11 protein-coding genes are annotated in these 18,129 nt (G+C 60.8%); 2 read left to right on the plus strand and 9 right to left on the minus strand.

The genetic code is table 11. The annotated features are described in order from the left end of the window. Positions 1-103: 103 nt before the first annotated feature. From ACWF8S_RS13475 to ACWF8S_RS13485, 3 genes are all read right to left on the minus strand, one after another. Entirely contained in the window at positions 104-571 is a 468-nt protein-coding gene (locus tag ACWF8S_RS13475; RefSeq protein WP_447553866.1) for a regulatory protein RecX, read from the minus strand. Positions 572-594: 23 nt separating this feature from the next. Continuing rightward, positions 595-1,656, minus strand: coding sequence for a recombinase RecA (gene recA / locus ACWF8S_RS13480; protein WP_447553867.1), 1,062 nt, complete (start codon positions 1,654-1,656; stop codon positions 595-597). Positions 1,657-1,827: 171 nt separating this feature from the next. Further along, complete coding sequence (locus ACWF8S_RS13485) at positions 1,828-2,349, minus strand: CinA family protein (protein ID WP_447553868.1); 522 nt, start codon at positions 2,347-2,349, stop codon at positions 1,828-1,830. A 171-nt stretch (positions 2,350-2,520) separates the two neighbouring features. Here ACWF8S_RS13485 and mutS point away from each other — a divergent pair, with 171 nt between their 5' ends. Together mutS and fdxA are read left to right on the plus strand one after the other, a co-directional pair. Then, positions 2,521-5,091: a DNA mismatch repair protein MutS gene (gene mutS / locus ACWF8S_RS13490; protein ID WP_447553869.1), complete on the plus strand. Its 2,571-nt coding sequence runs from the start codon at positions 2,521-2,523 to the stop codon at positions 5,089-5,091. 184 nt (positions 5,092-5,275) lie between these two features. Next, entirely contained in the window at positions 5,276-5,599 is a 324-nt protein-coding gene (gene fdxA, locus ACWF8S_RS13495; RefSeq protein ID WP_447553870.1) for a ferredoxin FdxA, read from the plus strand. 68 nt (positions 5,600-5,667) lie between these two features. Here the strand turns inward: fdxA and ACWF8S_RS13500 are convergent, their stop codons facing one another. The 6 genes from ACWF8S_RS13500 to gltB all read right to left on the minus strand — a co-directional run bounded on the left by ACWF8S_RS13500 (position 5,668) and on the right by gltB (position 17,704). Beyond that, positions 5,668-7,059, minus strand: a complete 1,392-nt coding sequence (locus ACWF8S_RS13500) for an L-cystine transporter (RefSeq protein WP_447553871.1) — start codon at positions 7,057-7,059, stop codon at positions 5,668-5,670. Between the two features lie 599 nt (positions 7,060-7,658). After that, positions 7,659-8,948 carry a phosphopyruvate hydratase gene (gene eno / locus ACWF8S_RS13505; protein ID WP_447553872.1) on the minus strand — a complete coding sequence of 430 codons (1,290 nt, stop codon included), beginning with the start codon at positions 8,946-8,948 and terminating at the stop codon, positions 7,659-7,661. A 122-nt stretch (positions 8,949-9,070) separates the two neighbouring features. Then, complete coding sequence (gene kdsA / locus ACWF8S_RS13510) at positions 9,071-9,946, minus strand: 3-deoxy-8-phosphooctulonate synthase (protein ID WP_447553873.1); 876 nt, start codon at positions 9,944-9,946, stop codon at positions 9,071-9,073. 10 nt (positions 9,947-9,956) lie between these two features. Then, complete coding sequence (locus ACWF8S_RS13515; RefSeq protein ID WP_447553874.1) at positions 9,957-11,618, minus strand: CTP synthase; 1,662 nt, start codon at positions 11,616-11,618, stop codon at positions 9,957-9,959. 190 nt (positions 11,619-11,808) lie between these two features. After that, positions 11,809-13,227, minus strand: a complete 1,419-nt coding sequence (locus tag ACWF8S_RS13520; RefSeq protein WP_447553875.1) for an FAD-dependent oxidoreductase — start codon at positions 13,225-13,227, stop codon at positions 11,809-11,811. A gap of 34 nt (positions 13,228-13,261) precedes the next feature. After that, the gene (gene gltB, locus ACWF8S_RS13525; RefSeq protein WP_447553876.1) at positions 13,262-17,704 is read right to left on the minus strand and encodes a glutamate synthase large subunit; all 4,443 of its coding nucleotides are present in this window, start codon (positions 17,702-17,704) and stop codon (positions 13,262-13,264) included. Positions 17,705-18,129 lie beyond the last annotated feature (425 nt).

Here is an 18,129-nt window from a genome sequence, read left to right on the forward strand (position 1 = left end):
CCGCCACCCAGGGCACGCAAAACATCCATTATAACGAAGTTGGCACGCGACTAAAGCCACGATGCGCATGGTCGCGGCAAACAAGGAATATCAAGAGAAAGGTTCAGGCGTCTGAAGGGGAAAGCGCGTAGCGGATCTGATCGAAGTTGAAGCCGCGATTGGCCAGAAAGCGCTCGTGCCTGGCACGCTCCTTGGGCGTCAGGCTGACACCGGCGTTGAAGCGCCGATGGAAGGTTTGCGCGGCAAGTTCGAACCAGTCGACGGCCTCCTGCTCTTCCACCAGGGCCATGGCGGCGAGCAATGTGTCCTGGGCGATACCGCGGGTTCTCAGCTCTGCCTTGATACGCACAGGCCCCTGGCCCCGAAGGATACGCGAACGCACGAAGCTTTCGGCAAAGCGCACATCCGACTGAAGCCCCTGCTCTTCAAGGGCGTCCAGACAGGCCTGGATATCATCGGCGTCGAACTCCTTGCGGGCGAGCTTTTCGTAAAGCTCGGCGCGAGAGTATTCGCGCCGAGCCAGCAGCCCGATGGCTACCCCGCGCGGGGTAGCACTCTCATTACCGAACATGAAACCCTCCGGCAAGGCGGGGGTTACAGCAGTTCATCATCGCCTTCGGCGTCGACATCGACCGCGGGCGCTTCCTCTTTCTTGGGATCGGGCTGGGCCAGTAGCTGGGCACGGATCTGGCTTTCGATCTCCTCCATGATGGCCGGATTATCTTCCAGATGCTGGGAGGCGTTGGCCTTGCCCTGACCGATCTTGTTGCCCTTGTAGCTGTACCAGGCCCCGGCCTTGTCCACCAGGTTGCACTGCACGCCCAGATCGATCACCTCACCGGCGTGATAGATACCCTTGCCGTAGAGGATCTGGAACTCGGCCTGACGGAAAGGCGGCGCCACCTTGTTCTTCACGACCTTGACGCGGGTTTCATTACCCGTCACTTCGTCACCGGACTTCACCGACCCCGTACGACGGATATCCAGACGCACGCTGGAATAGAACTTCAGCGCGTTACCGCCGGTGGTGGTCTCGGGGCTTCCGAACATCACGCCGATCTTCATGCGGATCTGGTTGATGAAGACCACCAGGCAGTTGGCGTTCTTGATGTTGCCGGTGATCTTGCGCAGCGCCTGAGACATCAGACGCGCCTGAAGGCCCACGTGAGCGTCGCCCATTTCGCCTTCGATTTCGGCGCGGGGCGTCAGGGCCGCTACCGAGTCGATGATGATGACGTCGACACCGCCGGAGCGCACCAGCATATCGGTGATTTCAAGAGCCTGTTCGCCGGTATCGGGCTGAGAGACCAGCAGGTCGTCCAGGTTGATGCCCAGCTTTTCCGCATAGCTTGGATCGAGGGCGTGCTCGGCGTCCACGAAGGCGCATACCTTGCCCTGCTTTTGCGCCTGGGCGATAACCGAGAGGGTCAGCGTGGTCTTACCCGAGGATTCCGGGCCAAAGATTTCCACGACTCGGCCATAGGGCAGCCCGCCGATGCCAAGTGCGATATCCAGCCCCAGCGAGCCGGTGGACACCGATGGCATGACTACCCGGGGCGCATCGCCCAGACGCATGACAGTGCCTTTACCGAACTGGCGGTCAATCTGACTAAGCGCTGCGTTCAAAGCTTTCGTACGGTTATCGTCTTGAGCCATTTAAAGCTTCCTCGTGATGAACTGTATAATTAGCCAGTATTATGCCAAACAATGGCCGCTAAACAAATCCCTGGCATCTATTTATTCGCCTGGCCTGCAAGTTATTCACCTGGGCTGCAAGGGGCGCTCGAGCTGTCGGGCCCTTGAAGTCAAGCGTTGGCCTTTATCGCGTCAGTCTAGCCGGTTACCGCAAAGATGTAGTATCAAACCTGCCAAGGCCTCGCGCACTGCCTGTTCGCGTACCGCCTGACGGTCGCCAGGGAAGATGAAGCGCCGGGCGTGCTGGCGGGTTTCATCGCCAATGCTCAGCCAGACAAGCCCGACGGGTTTTTCGTCGCTGCCGCCGCCGGGGCCGGCCACGCCGCTCACCGCTACGCCAAGCGAGGCACCGCTTTCCCGGCAGGCGCCCTCCACCATGGCGTTGACCACCGCCTCACTGACCGCCCCGAAGGTCGCCAGGGTTTCGGCAGGCACGGCCAGAAGGCGGGTCTTGGCCGCGTTGGAATAGGTGACGAATCCCGTTTCAAAGTAGCCGGAGCTGCCCGGGGCCGAGGTGATGGCCGAGGCGACCCCCCCTCCGGTGCAGGACTCGGCAGTGGTCAGCGTGACACCTTGCTCCAGGCAAAGCTTGCCCAGCCGCTTCGAGAGAAGCGCCAGATCGAGATTTTTCAGGCTAGATGCGCCAGCCACCATGCAGACTCCTTCATGTAAGTACTCAGTTCAGCGTAGAATACTGCGTTTCAGTTGCCCATAGAACTTGAACACTGAACTTGAACACGTTACTTGAGCCCAGTACTTGAACACCGCTCTTGAACACAGAACATGCCGCAAACAACGGTTTGCGCCACGCTAACCAGGACGCCCATGTCACAGGCCAGCCCCGCGCACACGCCAATGATGGCGCAATATCTGAAGATCAAACGCGATCATCCCGACGTCTTGCTGTTTTACCGGATGGGGGATTTTTACGAGCTTTTCTTCGACGATGCCAGGCGCGCCGCCACACTTTTGGATATCACGCTGACCGCTCGCGGCCAAAGCGGTGGAAAGCCCATCCCCATGGCCGGCGTACCTTACCACAGCGCCGAAGGGTATCTGGCCCGACTGGTGGCGGGCGGCGAGTCGGTAGCCATTTGCGAACAGATCGGCGACCCCGCCACCAGCAAAGGCCCGGTGGAACGCCAGGTAGTGCGTATCGTCACCCCCGGCACGCTTCATGACGAGGCGCTGCTCGACGCCCGCCGGGACAACGTGCTGGTAGCGCTTTGTCCTAGCAAGGAGCACTTTGGCCTGGCCTGGCTCGAGCTTTCCAGTGGACGCTTCAACGTGCTGGAAGTGGAAAGCGAAGCGGAAATGCTGGCCGAGCTGACCCGCCTGGGCCCGGCGGAACTCCTCGTGCCCGAAAACCTGACGTTGCCGGACGCCTGGGCCCAAAAGCGCAGCCTGCGCCGCCAGGGCGAGTGGCTGTTTGACCTGGAAAGCGCCACGCGGAGCCTTTGTGATCAGTTCGAGGTGCAGGATCTACGCGGCTTTGGCTGTGCCCACCTGACCACCGCCCTGGTCGCAGCAGGCGTCTTGATCGACTACGCCCGGGACACCCAGCGCTCGCGCCTGCCCCACGTCACCGCGATAACCGTGGAAAACCGCGACGACGCGGTGGTGATCGATGCGGCCAGCCGGCGCAATCTGGAAATCGATATCAACCTGGGGGGCGGTGTTGAAAACACCCTGGCAAGCGTGCTGGACACCTGCGCCACCGCCATGGGCTCGCGGCTTCTAAAGCGCTGGCTCAACCGTCCGCTCCGGCAGACCCAGATCGTGCAGGGCCGCCAGGCGGGGGTGGCGCTTCTCACGCTGGAGGGCGCCTATATGGCGCTGCGCGAGGCGCTGTCCGAACTTGGCGACATCGAGCGCATTCTTGCCCGGGTGGCGCTTTACAGTGCCCGCCCGCGGGATCTGGCCAAGCTGCGCGACGCGCTCAATGCCCTGCCCACGCTGCAGGGGCTTTTGCAGGAAGTGGAGAGCGGCAGCGCCCTCGACACCCTGAAACCGCACATTCGTCCCTATCCGGAGATGGCCGACACCCTGACCCGAGCGATCATCGACAATCCGCCTGTGATCATTCGTGACGGTGGCGTGATTGCCCAGGGCTTCGATAGTGAGCTCGACGAGCACCGCGGGCTTGCCGAAAACGCCGGTGACTACCTGATCGAGCTTGAAAGGCGCGAGCGCGAGCGCACCGGCCTTGCCAACCTGAAGGTGGGCTACAACCGCGTCCACGGCTACTTTATCGAGCTGCCCCGCGCTCAGGCCCAGCAGGCGCCGGCAGACTACATTCGCCGCCAGACGCTGAAAAACGCCGAACGCTTCATCATCCCCGAGCTCAAGGAGTTCGAGGACAAGGCGCTGTCAGCCAAATCCCGCGCCTTGACGCGCGAGAAATGGCTCTACGAGCGCCTCATGGGTGAACTGAACACCGTGCTTCACGAGCTTCAGGGCACTTCCCAGGCGCTGTCCGAGCTCGACGTGCTGTGCGCCTTTGCCGAGCGCGCCGAGGCGCTTGACTGGGTACGCCCGAACCTGTCGCAAGATACGGGCATCCACGTTGTCGCCGGGCGCCACCCGGTGGTGGAGCAGGTCAGCCAGTCGCCTTTCGTGCCCAATGACATAACGCTCTCCCCCGAGCAGCACATGCTGATCATTACCGGCCCCAACATGGGCGGTAAATCGACCTACATGCGCCAGACCGCACTGATCGCCCTGCTTGCCCATAGTGGCAGCTTCGTGCCAGCACAAGCAGCGGACATCGGCCCGCTGGATCGTATCTTCACGCGTATCGGCTCATCCGATGACCTGGCCGGCGGGCGCTCCACCTTCATGGTGGAAATGACCGAAACCGCCAATATCCTGCACAATGCCACCGCGCAGAGCCTGGTATTGATGGACGAGATCGGCCGCGGCACCAGCACCTTCGATGGGCTCTCGCTTGCCTGGGCCAGCGCCGAGCAGCTGGCGACCACCCGAGCGCTGACGCTCTTTGCCACCCACTATTTCGAGATGACGGCGCTGCCCGAGCAGGCCCCGGGCGTGGTCAACATCCACCTCAGTGCCACCGAGCATGGCGACAGCATCGTCTTCATGCACCGCATCGAGGCGGGCCCGGCAAGCCAGAGCTATGGTTTACAGGTGGCCCAGCTGGCCGGCGTGCCCACTCAGGTGATTTCCCGGGCACGGGAGAAGCTGCTCACGCTGGAGCAGCGCGACGTGGACGAACAGCAGCGCCCAAACAAGGCGGCGCAGAGCGCCCCGCTTCAGAACGATCTGTTCGCAAGCGCTCCCCACCCGGTGGTGGAAGCACTGCAAGGCATGGAAGTGGACGATCTATCGCCTCGGGAGGCGCTGGCTCTCATCTACCGGTGGCGGGAGCTTTTATAGCGGTGGCAGTGGCGCTTGTATCCCGGTGACAGTTACGCTTGCCGCAAGCCAAGGGCCCCTCTAGAATACGCATCATGCAATTTAGCTTATAAAAAACGGCTGATTTATAACCATTCACGATTAACTATCATTCACGATCAACGATGCCCACACCGTGCGGCGGTCATGTAAGAGGGATAAACCGATGACGTTTGTCGTTACCGAAAACTGCATCCAGTGCAAATATACCGACTGCGTGGAAGTCTGCCCGGTCGACTGTTTTTACGAAGGCCCGAACTTTCTGGTAATTCACCCGGACGAGTGCATCGACTGCGCCCTGTGCGAGCCGGAGTGCCCTGCCGAGGCGATCTTTTCCGAAGATGAATTGCCCGACGGCCAGGAGCCGTTTATCGAACTCAACGCCGAGCTTTCCGAGGTGTGGCCCAACATCAACGAGAAGAAAGACCCGTTGCCCGACGCCGAAGAGTGGGACGGCAAGACCGGCAAGATGGACAAGCTCGAGCGCTAGGGGCACTGACCATCGCCCATGAAAAAAGCCACCCGAGGGTGGCTTTTTTTGGCTTGGAAGAAAGCGCTTCAGACCGCTTTGGGCTCGCCAAGCTCCTCGGAGTCCGCGGCGAAGATCGCGCCGTCGTGCTGTTTGAGCAGGCGGCTGGTGACCGTCCCGGCGGTCATCGAGCCGTTGACGTTGATCGCCGTGCGGCCCATGTCGATCAGCGGCTCGATGGAGATCAGAAGCCCGGCAAGCGCAATCGGCAGATCGAGCGTCGAGAGCACGATGATCGCCGCAAACGTGGCCCCGCCGCCGACACCGGCAATACCGAAAGAGGCCAGCGTCACCACGAGCACCAAAGTCGCCAGGAACTCGATGGAAAGCGGGTCGATCCCCACGGTGGGCGCAATCATCATGGCGAGCATTGCCGGATAAAGCCCGGCACACCCGTTCTGACCAATGGTGGCGCCAAAGGACGCAGCGAAGTTGGCAATCGCCGGCGGCACGCCGATACGGTCCACCTGAGCTTCGATATTGAGCGGAATGGTGGCCGCGCTCGAACGCGAGGTGAACGCGAAGGTCAGTACCGGCCATACTTTCTTGAAATAGCGCAGCGGATTGACGCCCGCCCCGGACAAAAAGAGCGCGTGCATGACCAGAATGAGCGCCAGGCCCACGTAGGAGGCCACCACGAAACCGAGCAAGCCCAGGATGTCGTCGAGATTCGAGGTCGCCACCACCCGGGTCATCAGTGCCATGACCCCGTAAGGCGTGAGGCGGATCACCATGCGAACCAGGCGCATGATCCACTTCTGGATCACCTCGATGCCATCGATCAATTTGTCACCGAGCGCGGCGTTTTCGCGCTTGATACCGAGTGCGGCCATTCCCAGGAAGGTGGCAAAGATCACCACGCTGATGATCGAGGTGGGACGCGCACCGGCCAGGTCCTGGAACGGATTGCTCGGAATAAACGAGAGCAGAAGCTGGGGCACGGTGAGATCCGAGACCTGGGCGCTGCGTTCGATGATGTCCTGGCCACGCTCGAGTTCGCGCGCGCCCTGCACCAGGCCCTCGGCGGAAAGACCAAAAAGCTGGGTCATGCCGATACCGATCACCGCCGAAATTGCCGTGGTCACCATCAAAAGCGCAAGCACCCCGACGCTTATCTTGCCAAGGGAGCTGGCGTCGTGAAGCCGCGTGACCGCCGACAGGATCGTTACCAGCACCAGCGGCATGATGATCATCTTCAAAAGTTGGACGTAACCGCCGCCCACCAGATTGACCCAGTCGACCGTACCCGTGAGCACGGCGGTATCGCTATAAAGCCCTTGAAGAATGGCACCGAGGACCACACCGGCCACCAGCCCCACCAGGACGACGCGGGAAAGACTGGCCCCACGCCTTTGCCAGCGCGCAAGCAGCGCGATCGCTAAAGTAAACACCAATACGTTTATGGCCACTAACCAAGGCATGGCACGTCTCCTGATCACGAATAAACGCTACGATAACAGGGCATCGCAGCAGTAGGCACGGCTATGAAGATAGCCTGCTAATTCAGGCGCGCAATGGTAATTAATAATAGAAAGGAATAACAATGCATTTTTCTTATAACCTGGTAATAATTTTTACAATCGCTCATCTCGCTAATTTAAATTAACAAAAAAACGACAGGCATAAAAAAAGGCGACCCGTAGGCCGCCCGCTCCAAGCACTTCCTCTGACCACTCCATGGATCATAATTCCTAGGTGAACATCCTTGCCGAGGCTAAAATCACTTTGTCACCCGGCGCACCTTTGCCTCACTTTCTATCCTGCCTAAAGCATCCTTGCCTCCCCTTGTCCTGATGACAGTGTGACAGAAATCAGCTACTTCACAAAAAGCCCGCACCATTGAAAAAGGCGAGCTCCTGGCTCGCCCTTAATTTCAAAAAAACCTTTACATCAGTCACTTAACGTATAATTAGCGAACAAATTCGCTTCAAACAACACGCTGATAAGCAAATTTCCTCGCATCAAGTAAGAGATGTCTTACAAAATCTTGAGATTAAGCTTACGCCGAGAACGTAACGTCCTACTGCCCCTTGATCGCCTTCAGCCCCGGGTACTCGACGCTTCCCAGCTCGGCTTCGATCATCAGTAGACGGTTGTACTTGGCCACCCGGTCGGACCGACACAGCGAACCGGTCTTGATCTGGCCAGCCGAGGTGCCCACGGCCAGGTCGGCAATCGTGGTGTCTTCGGTTTCGCCGGAGCGATGCGAGATCACCGCGGTGAAGCCGGCGTCCTGGGCCATCTGGATCGCGTCCAGCGTCTCGGAGAGCGAGCCGATCTGGTTGAACTTGATCAGAATGGAGTTACCGATTTTCTCGTCGATGCCGCGCTTGAGAATGCTGGTGTTGGTGACGAACAGGTCGTCGCCGACCAGTTGCACCTTGTCGCCGAGCTTGTCGGTCAGCGCTTTCCAGCCGTCCCAGTCGGACTCGTCCATGCCGTCTTCGATGGAAACGATCGGGTAATCGTCGCAAAGCCCGGCGAGGTAGTCGGTAAAGCCCTGGGCATCGAAGCTCTTGCCTTCGCCAGCCAGATTGTACTGGCCGTCCTTGTAGAATTCCGAGGAGGCGCAGTCGAGTGCCAGCGTCACGTCCGTGCCCAGCGTATAGCCTGCGTCCGCCACGGCCTGCTTGATCACCGCCAGGGCGTCTGCATTGGAAGAGAGATTCGGCGCAAAGCCGCCCTCATCACCCACCGAGGTGGAAAGTCCCTTGGCAGAGAGCACCTTTTTCAGCGCGTGGAAAATTTCCGCGCCCATGCGCAGCGCCTCACGGAAGTTCTCGGCCCCCACCGGCTGCACCATGAATTCCTGAATGTCGACGTTGTTATCAGCGTGCTCGCCGCCGTTGATGATGTTCATCATGGGTACGGGCATGCTGTAGTGGCCGGGCTTGCCGAAAAGCTCGGCGATGTGGGCGTAAAGCGCCACGCCCTTGGCATTGGCCGCCGCCTTTGCCGCCGCCAGTGATACCGCCAGGATGGCATTGGCGCCCAGGTTTGCCTTGTTGTCGGTGCCGTCGAGTTCGAGCATGGCGTTATCCAGTCCACGCTGGTCGCGGGCGTCCATGCCGACAAGCGTTTCACGAATGCTGCCATTGACCGCTTCCACGGCTTTTAGAACCCCCTTGCCCAGGTAGCGGGACTTGTCGCCATCGCGAAGCTCGAGCGCCTCGCGCGAGCCGGTCGAGGCGCCGCTGGGCGCGCAGGCATGGCCGGTGGCGCCGCTTTCAAGTCGAACCGTTGCACAAACGGTGGGGTTGCCGCGTGAATCCAGCACTTCAAGTGCAGTGATATCCACAATTTTGGTCATGACAGCGTCCTTTGATTGTCGGTTTACTGATATAGCGATGTTTCCCGTTGGCGCACCCTGCGCCAGACGAACCAGTCCAGAAGAATCAGTCCATACGAACCAGCCAAGCCTGCCCGCCCGGTTCAGCGAATGGCGAGAGGTTCGAACCCTTTCACCAGCGCATCCAGCTGCGAAAGCTGTGTCAGAAACGGCGTCAGTTGATCAAGGGGAAGCGCGCAGGGCCCGTCGCACTTGGCGTTATCCGGGTCCGGATGGGCTTCCAGAAAAAGCCCCGCCAGCCCCACGGCCACCCCTGCCCGGGCAAGCTCGGCGACCTGGGCGCGACGCCCGTCGGCGCTGTCCGCCCGCCCGCCGGGGCGCTGCAGCGAGTGGGTCACATCGAAAAACAGCGGATAGCCGGTCTGCTTCATGTCGCCAAAGCCGAGCATGTCCACCACCAGGTTATTGTAGCCAAAGCTCGAGCCGCGCTCGCAGAGCATCAAACGGTCGTTGCCGGCTTCCTGAAACTTGGTGATGATGTGGCGCATCTCGTGAGGGGCCAGAAACTGCGGTTTCTTGATGTTGATCGCAGCACCCGTCTTGGCCATCGCCACGACAAGATCCGTCTGGCGGGCCAGAAAGGCGGGCAGCTGGATGATGTCGGCCACTTCCGCCACCGGTGCCGCCTGCCAGGGTTCGTGCACATCAGTGATGATCGGCACATTGTAGCGCGACTTGATATCGGCCAGGATCTGCAGGCCCTTCTCGAGCCCCGGCCCCCGGTAGGAGTGCACGGAGCTACGATTGGCCTTGTCGAAGCTCGCCTTGAACACGTAGGGCATGGCAAGCGCCGTGGTCGCTTCGACGTAGGCCGCGGCGACTTCATCGGCAAGCTCGGCGGACTCCAGCACGTTCATGCCGCCCAGCAGCATCAACGGCAAAGAATTGCCGGCGGTTAGGCCGGCAACGGAAATATGACGCTCGCTGGAAGTGGACGGCGAAGAGTCGTGTGAGGTCATGATCGTCCCCTTAATCGTGGTCGTGGGGCGCGGCGTGGGCACGCGTACGTTGCGCCTTGTGCTCGAGCGCGGCGTTCACGAAGCCCGAGAACAGCGGATGGCCATCACGCGGGGTGGAGGTGAATTCCGGGTGGAACTGACACGCCACGTACCAAGGGTGGTCGGCAAGTTCGACCATCTCGACCAGCGACTGATCCACGCTCTTGCCGGAGATCACAAGGCCCGCTTTTTCCAGCTCGTCGATGAACTGGTTGTTCACCTCGAAACGGTGGCGGTGGCGCTCGACGATCTCGTCCGAACCGTAAGCCTCGCGGGCGCGGCTGTTTGGGGCCAGGTGGCACACCTGCCCGCCCAGGCGCATGGTACCACCAAGATCGGAGGCCGCATCGCGCAGCTCGATCTTGCCCTCACTGTTGATCCACTCGGTAATCAGGCCCACCACCGGGTGTCTTGTATCGTGGGTGAACTCGGTGGAATTGGCATCCGTCCAGCCGGCCACGTTGCGCGCGAACTCGATCACCGCCACCTGCATGCCGAGGCAGATGCCCAGGTAAGGCACGTTGTTTTCGCGGGCGAACTGGGCGGTCAGAATCTTGCCTTCCACGCCGCGCTCGCCAAAGCCGCCAGGCACCAGAATGGCATCTTTACCCGCCAGGCGCTCGGTGCCGTGGCGCTCGATGTCCTCGGAGTCGATATAGTCGACGTTTACCTTGATGCGCCCCTGGATACCGGCGTGAATCAAGGCTTCGTTGAGCGACTTGTAGGCGTCCAGCAGCTCCATGTACTTGCCGACCATGGCGATGCTGACCGACTTCAGCGGGTTGAGCTTGGAGTCCAGCACCTTCACCCACTCGGTGAGATCGGCAGGCTCGGCTTCCAGGCGCAGCTTGTCGCAGACGATATCGTCGAGGCCGTGCTCGTGGAGCATCAGCGGAATGCGATAGATGGTATCGGCATCCTGAAGCGGCACCACCGCGCGCTCTTCGACGTTGGTGAACAGCGCGATCTTGCGCCGCTCGCTCTCCTCGAGCTCGACTTCGCTACGACAAATCAGGATATCCGGCTGGATACCGATCGAGCGCAGCTCCTTCACGCTGTGCTGGGTCGGCTTGGTTTTCGTCTCGCCCGCCGTCTTGATATAGGGCACCAGTGTCAGGTGCATGAACAGCGCACGGTTGGCGCCCTGTTCGCTTCGGATCTGACGGATCGATTCCAGAAACGGCAGCGATTCGATATCGCCCACGGTGCCGCCGATTTCCACCAGCGCGACATCGAAGCCTTCGCCGCCGGCGTAGACGCGCTGCTTGATCTCGTCGGTGATATGCGGAATCACCTGCACCGTACCGCCCAGATAGTCGCCGCGGCGCTCCTTGCGCAGCACGTGCTCGTACACCCGGCCGGTGGTGAAGTTGTTGCCCTGAGTCATCTTGGTACGAATGAAGCGCTCGTAATGACCAAGGTCCAGGTCGGTTTCGGCGCCATCCTCGGTGACGAACACCTCGCCGTGCTGGAAGGGGCTCATGGTGCCCGGGTCCACGTTGATGTACGGGTCGAGCTTGAGCATGGTGACCTTAAGGCCGCGGGCCTCGAGAATCGCCGCCAGCGAGGCCGACGCGATGCCCTTGCCAAGAGAGGACACAACGCCGCCGGTCACGAAGATATATCGTGTCATGGAAAACCTGTAAGAACGTGATCAATGGGTGTTGCAGAAAGCCACACCAGGATGGGACGACAGAATACCAGAGTACGCCTGAAGGCTCAATTTGAACTGAGCACCCAAGACTTGCCTCCCTTCTACCAGGATCGGCCCATAAAAAAACGGGCCGTGTTTCCACGGCCCGTCTGTGCTCTGGCACGAAGACTTAAACGCCCAGGTAATCCAGCATGCCTTCGGCGGCCTGGCGGCCCTCATAAATGGCGGTGACCACCAGATCCGAGCCGCGCACCATGTCGCCGCCGGCGAAGATCTTCTCGTTGCTGGTCTGGAACGCGTAACGGCCGTGTTCCGGGGCCTTGACCAGCCGACGCTCGTCCACATCGACACTCGACCCTTCAAACCAGGGAATCGAACTTGCCTGGAAGCCGAAGGCGACGACCACGGCATCCGCCGGGATCACCTCTTCGGAGCCGGGCACGATCTCCGGGCGGCGGCGGCCGTTTTCATCCGGCTCGCCCAGGCGGGTGCGCACCACTTTCACGCCTTCGACTTTCTCTTCGCCCACCACCGCTACGGGCTGGCGGTTGAACAGGAACTCGACGCCCTCTTCCCGGGCGTTGGCCACCTCGCGGCGGGAACCGGGCATGTTCTCTTCATCGCGGCGATAGGCGCAGGTCACGCTGGTCGCGTGCTGGCGAATCGAGGTGCGGTTACAGTCCATCGCCGTATCCCCCCCGCCCAGCACCACCACGCGCCGGCCTTCCATGGAGATGTAGTCGTTTGGGTCTTTCTCGAAGCCCAGCCGGCGATTGACGTTGGCGATCAGAAAATCGAGCGCCTTGTAGACACCGGGCAGATCTTCACCGGGGAAGCCGCCTGCCATGTACTGGTAGGTGCCCATGCCCAGAAAGACCGCGTCATACTCCTGCACGAGGGTATCGAACTCGATATCGACCCCGATCTCGACATTCAGCCGAAACTCCACGCCCATCTCCTCGAACACGGCGCGGCGGCGTTCCATGACGGTCTTTTCGAGCTTGAACTCGGGAATACCGAAGGTCAGAAGCCCGCCGATCTCCGGATGGCGGTCAAATACCACGGGTTTCACACCGTTACGCGCCAGAATGTCCGCCGCCCCCAGGCCCGCCGGGCCTGCGCCGATGACCGCGACCTTCTTGTCGGTCCAGACCACGTTCGACATATCCGGGCGCCAGCCCATGGCAAACGCCGTGTCGGTGATGTACTTCTCGACCGAGCCAATGGTGACCGCGCCGAAACCGTCGTTGAGCGTACAGTCGCCCTCGCAAAGCCGGTCTTGCGGGCACACACGGCCGCATACTTCCGGCAGCGAATTGGTCTTGTGCGAAAGCTCGGCGGCTTCGATGATGTTGCCTTCCACCACCAGCTGCAGCCAGTTGGGAATGTAGTTGTGTACCGGGCACTTCCACTCGCAGTACGGGTTGCCGCAGTGCAGGCAGCGGTGCGCCTGACTCGCCGCCTCGGTGGGCTTGAACGGCTCGTAGATTTCGGCGAATTCCTTGGCGCGGGTGTGCGCCTCCTTTTTCTGTGGGTCCTTACGACCCACGTCGATAAACTGGAAATCGTTGTTCAAACGGTTGGCCATGATCTCTCTCCTCTCGGCGATGGACACATTTGGATTACTGCGGCTGGCGCCGAGATTGATCCAGCAAACTACCCAGGCTCGCCGCTTTCGGCTTCACCAGCCAGAAGTGGCGTACATAGTCGCTAAAGTCTTCCAAAATGGCCGCACCCCGCTTCGAGCCGGTCTCGGCCACATAGGCCTCGATCATCTCACGCAGGTGGCGACGGTACGCCTCCATCACTTCGGTGTTCACACGGTGGATCTCCACCAGTTCATGGTTGTACTTATCCACGAAATTGCGCTCTTCGTCGAGCACATAGGCAAAGCCGCCGGTCATGCCTGCCCCGAAGTTCACGCCGGTTTCGCCCAGCACACACACCAGCCCGCCGGTCATGTATTCGCAGCAGTGATCCCCGGCGCCTTCGATGACCGCAGTGGCGCCGGAGTTACGCACGCCAAAGCGCTCACCGGCGACCCCTGCGGCAAACAGCGTGCCGCCGGTGGCGCCATAAAGGCAGGTGTTGCCGACAATCGACGTCTTGTGACTTTCGAACTCGCTCACGCTCGGCGGCACGATCACGATGCGCCCGCCGTTCATGCCCTTGCCCACGTAGTCGTTGGCGTCGCCTTCAAGGTACAGGTTCAGGCCACGCGCATTCCACACGCCAAAGCTTTGTCCGGCCACGCCGGTAAAACGCGCGGTGATCGGCGCCTCCTCGAGGCCCTCTTCACCATAACGCTTGGCGATGGCGCCGGATGAAAGCGCGCCCACGCTGCGGTCGCAGTTGGTGATGTCGAAGCTGAACTCGCCACCGGAGCGGTTTTCGATGGCATCTTCAAGTGCGCCCAGCACTTCCTGGTTCTTGGCACCGGGGTCGTGGGGCACATTGCGGCTCACCGTACAGAACTGGGGGGCATCAGCCGGCACGAAGTCGTTTTTCAACAGCGGCGTCAGATCCAGCTTCTGCTGGGCGGCGGTGCGCCCTTCAACCACTTCCAGCAGATCCGTGCGTCCGATCAGGTCGGTGAGCTGTCGCACGCCAAGCAGCGCCATCAGCTCGCGCACTTCTTCGGCGATGAAGCGGAAGTAGTTCTTGACCATATCCACGGTGCCGCGGAAATGCTCCCCGCGCAGGTAATCATCCTGGGTGGCCACACCGGTGGCGCAGTTGTTGAGATGGCAAATACGCAGGTACTTGCAACCCAGCGCCACCATCGGTGCGGTGCCGAAGCCGAAGCTCTCCGCACCCAGAATCGCCGCCTTGATGACATCGAGCCCGGTTTTCAGGCCGCCATCGGTCTGCAGGCGAATCTTGTCGCGCAGCCCGTTGATACGCAATGCCTGATGCACCTCGGGCAAGCCAAGCTCCCAGGGCGAACCCGCATGCTTGATCGAGGTTAAAGGGCTTGCCGCCGTGCCGCCGTCGTAACCGGAAACGGTGATGAGATCCGCGTAGGCCTTGGCAACACCCGTGGCGATGGTGCCGATCCCGGGTTCGGAAACGAGCTTCACCGACACCTGGGCGTCCGGATTGACCTGCTTGAGATCGAAGATCAGCTGTGCCAGATCCTCGATCGAGTAGATATCGTGATGCGGCGGCGGCGAAATCAGCGTCACTCCGGGTACGGCGTAGCGCAGACGAGCGATCAGCGCATTCACCTTGCCGCCAGGCAGCTGGCCGCCTTCGCCGGGCTTGGCGCCCTGGGCCACCTTGATCTGGAGTACCTCGGCATTGACCAGATACGAGGGCGTTACGCCAAAGCGGCCCGAGGCGATCTGCTTGATCTTGGAGCTTCTGATGGTGCCGTAGCGGGCGTGGTCTTCGCCGCCTTCACCGGAGTTCGAGCGACCGCCGGCTTCGTTCATCGCCTGAGCCAGCGCTTCGTGGGCCTCCGGCGAAAGCGCGCCCAGCGACATGCCGGCGCTATCGAAACGCGGCAGCAGATTCTCGACGGACTCCACCTCGTCGAGGGCAATCGAGTCACCGGTGAGCTTGAGCTTCAAGAGATCGCGGATGGTGGCGACCGGGCGCTCGTTCACCAGCTGGGCGAACATCTTCCACTTGGCGTAGCTGCCCTCCTGCACTGCGGCCTGCAACGTCTTGACCACGTCCGGGTTGTAAGCGTGGTACTCATGGCCGTGCACGTACTTGAACTGCCCCCCCTGGGTGATGGTCTTACGCGGTGACCAGGCGTCTCTGGCCGCCAGGGTCTGCTGCATCTGCAGCTCGGCAAAACCCGCGCCCTGAATGCGCGAGGCCATGCCGACAAAGCAGGTCTCCATGATCTCATCGGCAAGCCCCACGGCTTCAAAGAGCATGGAACCGCGATAGGAGGCGAGCGTGGAGATTCCCATCTTGGAGAGGATCTTGAAAAGCCCCTTCTGCAGGCCCTTGCGGTAGTTTTCCCGGGCATCGGCAGGGTTGCCGGTCAGCTCGCCGACCCGATGCATGTCCGCCATGACCTGATAGGCAAGCCACGGATACACCGCCGTGGCGCCCACGCCAAAGAGCACCGCCATCTGGTGGGCGTCCCGAGCGTAGCCGGTTTCCACGATGATGTTGGCGTTGGGGCGCAGCGCCAGCCGCCCCAGGTGGCTATGGACCGCACCCACGGCAAGCGCGGCCTGGATCGGTACCTCACCCTTGGGAAGCTCGGCGTCAGAAAGCACCAGCAACACGCAACCTGCTTTCACCTGGGCTTCGGCCTTCTGGCAAAGCGCGGTCACGGCCTGCTTGAGGCTGGTCTCGTCCGGGTTGTAGCCAAGGGTCAACTGACAGCTGGCAAACGCCGGGTCGTCCTGACTGATGAGCGCAGTGAACTTGCGCGGTGACAGCACCGGCGTGGTCAGAATCAGCCGGTGCGCGTGTTCCGGGGTGGCCTTGAACACGTTGAGCTCCGCGCCACAGCAGGTTTCCAGCGACATCACGATCGCCTCACGCAGCGGGTCGATCGGTGGGTTGGTCACCTGGGCGAACTTCTGACGGAAGTAGTCGGTTAAAAGACGCGGGCGGCTCGAGAGTACCGCCATCGGCGTATCATCCCCCATGGAGCCCACCGCCTCCTGACCGCTTTCCGCCAGCGGGCGCAGCAACTGGTCGCGCTCTTCAAAGGTGACCTGGAACATCTTCTGCTGCACGTTGAGCGCATCGGTATCCATGCTCTGGAAACGGGCAAGCTCGGTGAGCGCCGACTCCAGGTAGCTTGCCTGCTCTTTCAGCCAGCGCTTGTAGGGGTAGGCGGACTTCAGCCGGTTGTCGATGTCCTGGGTGTGCAGCACTTCCCCTGTCTGGGTATCCACGGCGAGCATCTGACCCGGGCCTACCCGACCCTTGGCGACGACGTCTTCGGGCTTGTAGCCGTAGGTGCCGGTCTCGGATGCCAGCGTAATGTAGCCGTTCTTGGTCATCACCCAGCGCGCCGGACGCAGACCGTTACGGTCGAGCATGCACACGGCCTGGCGGCCATCGGTCATGACCACACCCGCCGGGCCATCCCAGGGCTCCATGTGCATGGAGTTGTATTCGTAGAAGGCGCGCAGCTCCGCGTCCATGGTTTCCACGTTCTGCCAGGCAGGCGGCACCATCATGCGCACGGCGCGGTGAAGTTCCATCCCCCCGGTGAGCAGTACTTCGAGCATGTTGTCCATGCTCGAGGAGTCAGAACCGGTGGTGTTGACGATTTCATCAAGCTGGGTGATATCGGGCAGACGCTCGCTTGCGAAGTTGGCCTTGCGCGAGTTGGCCCAGCCACGGTTGGCCTCGATGGTGTTGATCTCACCGTTGTGGGCCAGCATGCGAAACGGCTGGGCCAGCGGCCAGCGCGGCGCGGTATTGGTCGAAAAGCGCTGGTGAAACACGCAGATGGCGGTTTCCAGGCGTGGGTCGTTCAAATCCTTGTAAAATGCCGGCAAATCTTCCGGCATCACCAGCCCCTTGTAGGAGACCACCTCGGACGACAGCGAGCAAACGTAGAAGTCCTCATCGTCTTTCAGTGCTTGCTCGGCATAGCGTCTTGCCATGAACAGGTCGACGGCGAAATTGTCGCTGTCGCCGGGCTCGACGAAAATCTGCTCGATACGCGGCAGACAGTCCAGCGCCATGGGGCCGCAGACGCTGGAATCCGTCGGCACTTCGCGCCATCCAAGGCGCTTCAGGCCACGACTGTCGAGTTCGTGCTCCAGCCGCTCGCGGGCAGCTTGCGCGCGCTCATCATCGTTGGGCAGAAAGACCACGCCCACGGCAAAGCGCTCGCCAAGCTCGACGTCAAGTGCGCTCTTGGCGCTTTCGCGCATGAACTGGGTCGGCATTTTTAAAAGCAACCCACAGCCATCGCCGGTTTTACCGTCGGCGGCAATGCCGCCACGGTGCGTCATGCACGTCAGCGACTCGATAGCGGTTTTCAGAAGATCGTGACTGGCTTGCCCTTGCATATGGGCAATAAGCCCAAAGCCGCAGTTATCACGAAACTCGCCAGGCTGATGAAGACCTTTGTTCATGGGCGTGCCTCTAGTCAAGGTATTTTACTGACAGCGATCTTATGCTTTAATGGCAGGTTTTCTTTTTATCTGGTTTCTAGTTTCCCGCCTGAGACAAGTGCTCTTTTGCCTTCGCTGCCACAAGAAAATGGCCGCTCAGCATAGCCACTCGCCCCCTCCCTGCGCAATCGCCTGAAAGCCCCAATAACCTCAAAACTCTTGGCAAATCCTGCATTTGCAATTGGTTGTCGACAAAAAACATAGGCCGGTCAATCACTTACCTGGAAAAATCGAGTAGATCGAATAGCGCCATGTGGCACATAGACTTTAGTCTAATAAAACGGCGTCAAGCCATGCCGATGGTGCATACGGCATACCGATTATCACATATTCCTCCTGCCTGCGTGGCTCGAGAGCGGGCACTTGAACACGAGCATACGAAAATG

Source organism: Vreelandella xerophytica, from assembly GCF_968048975.1.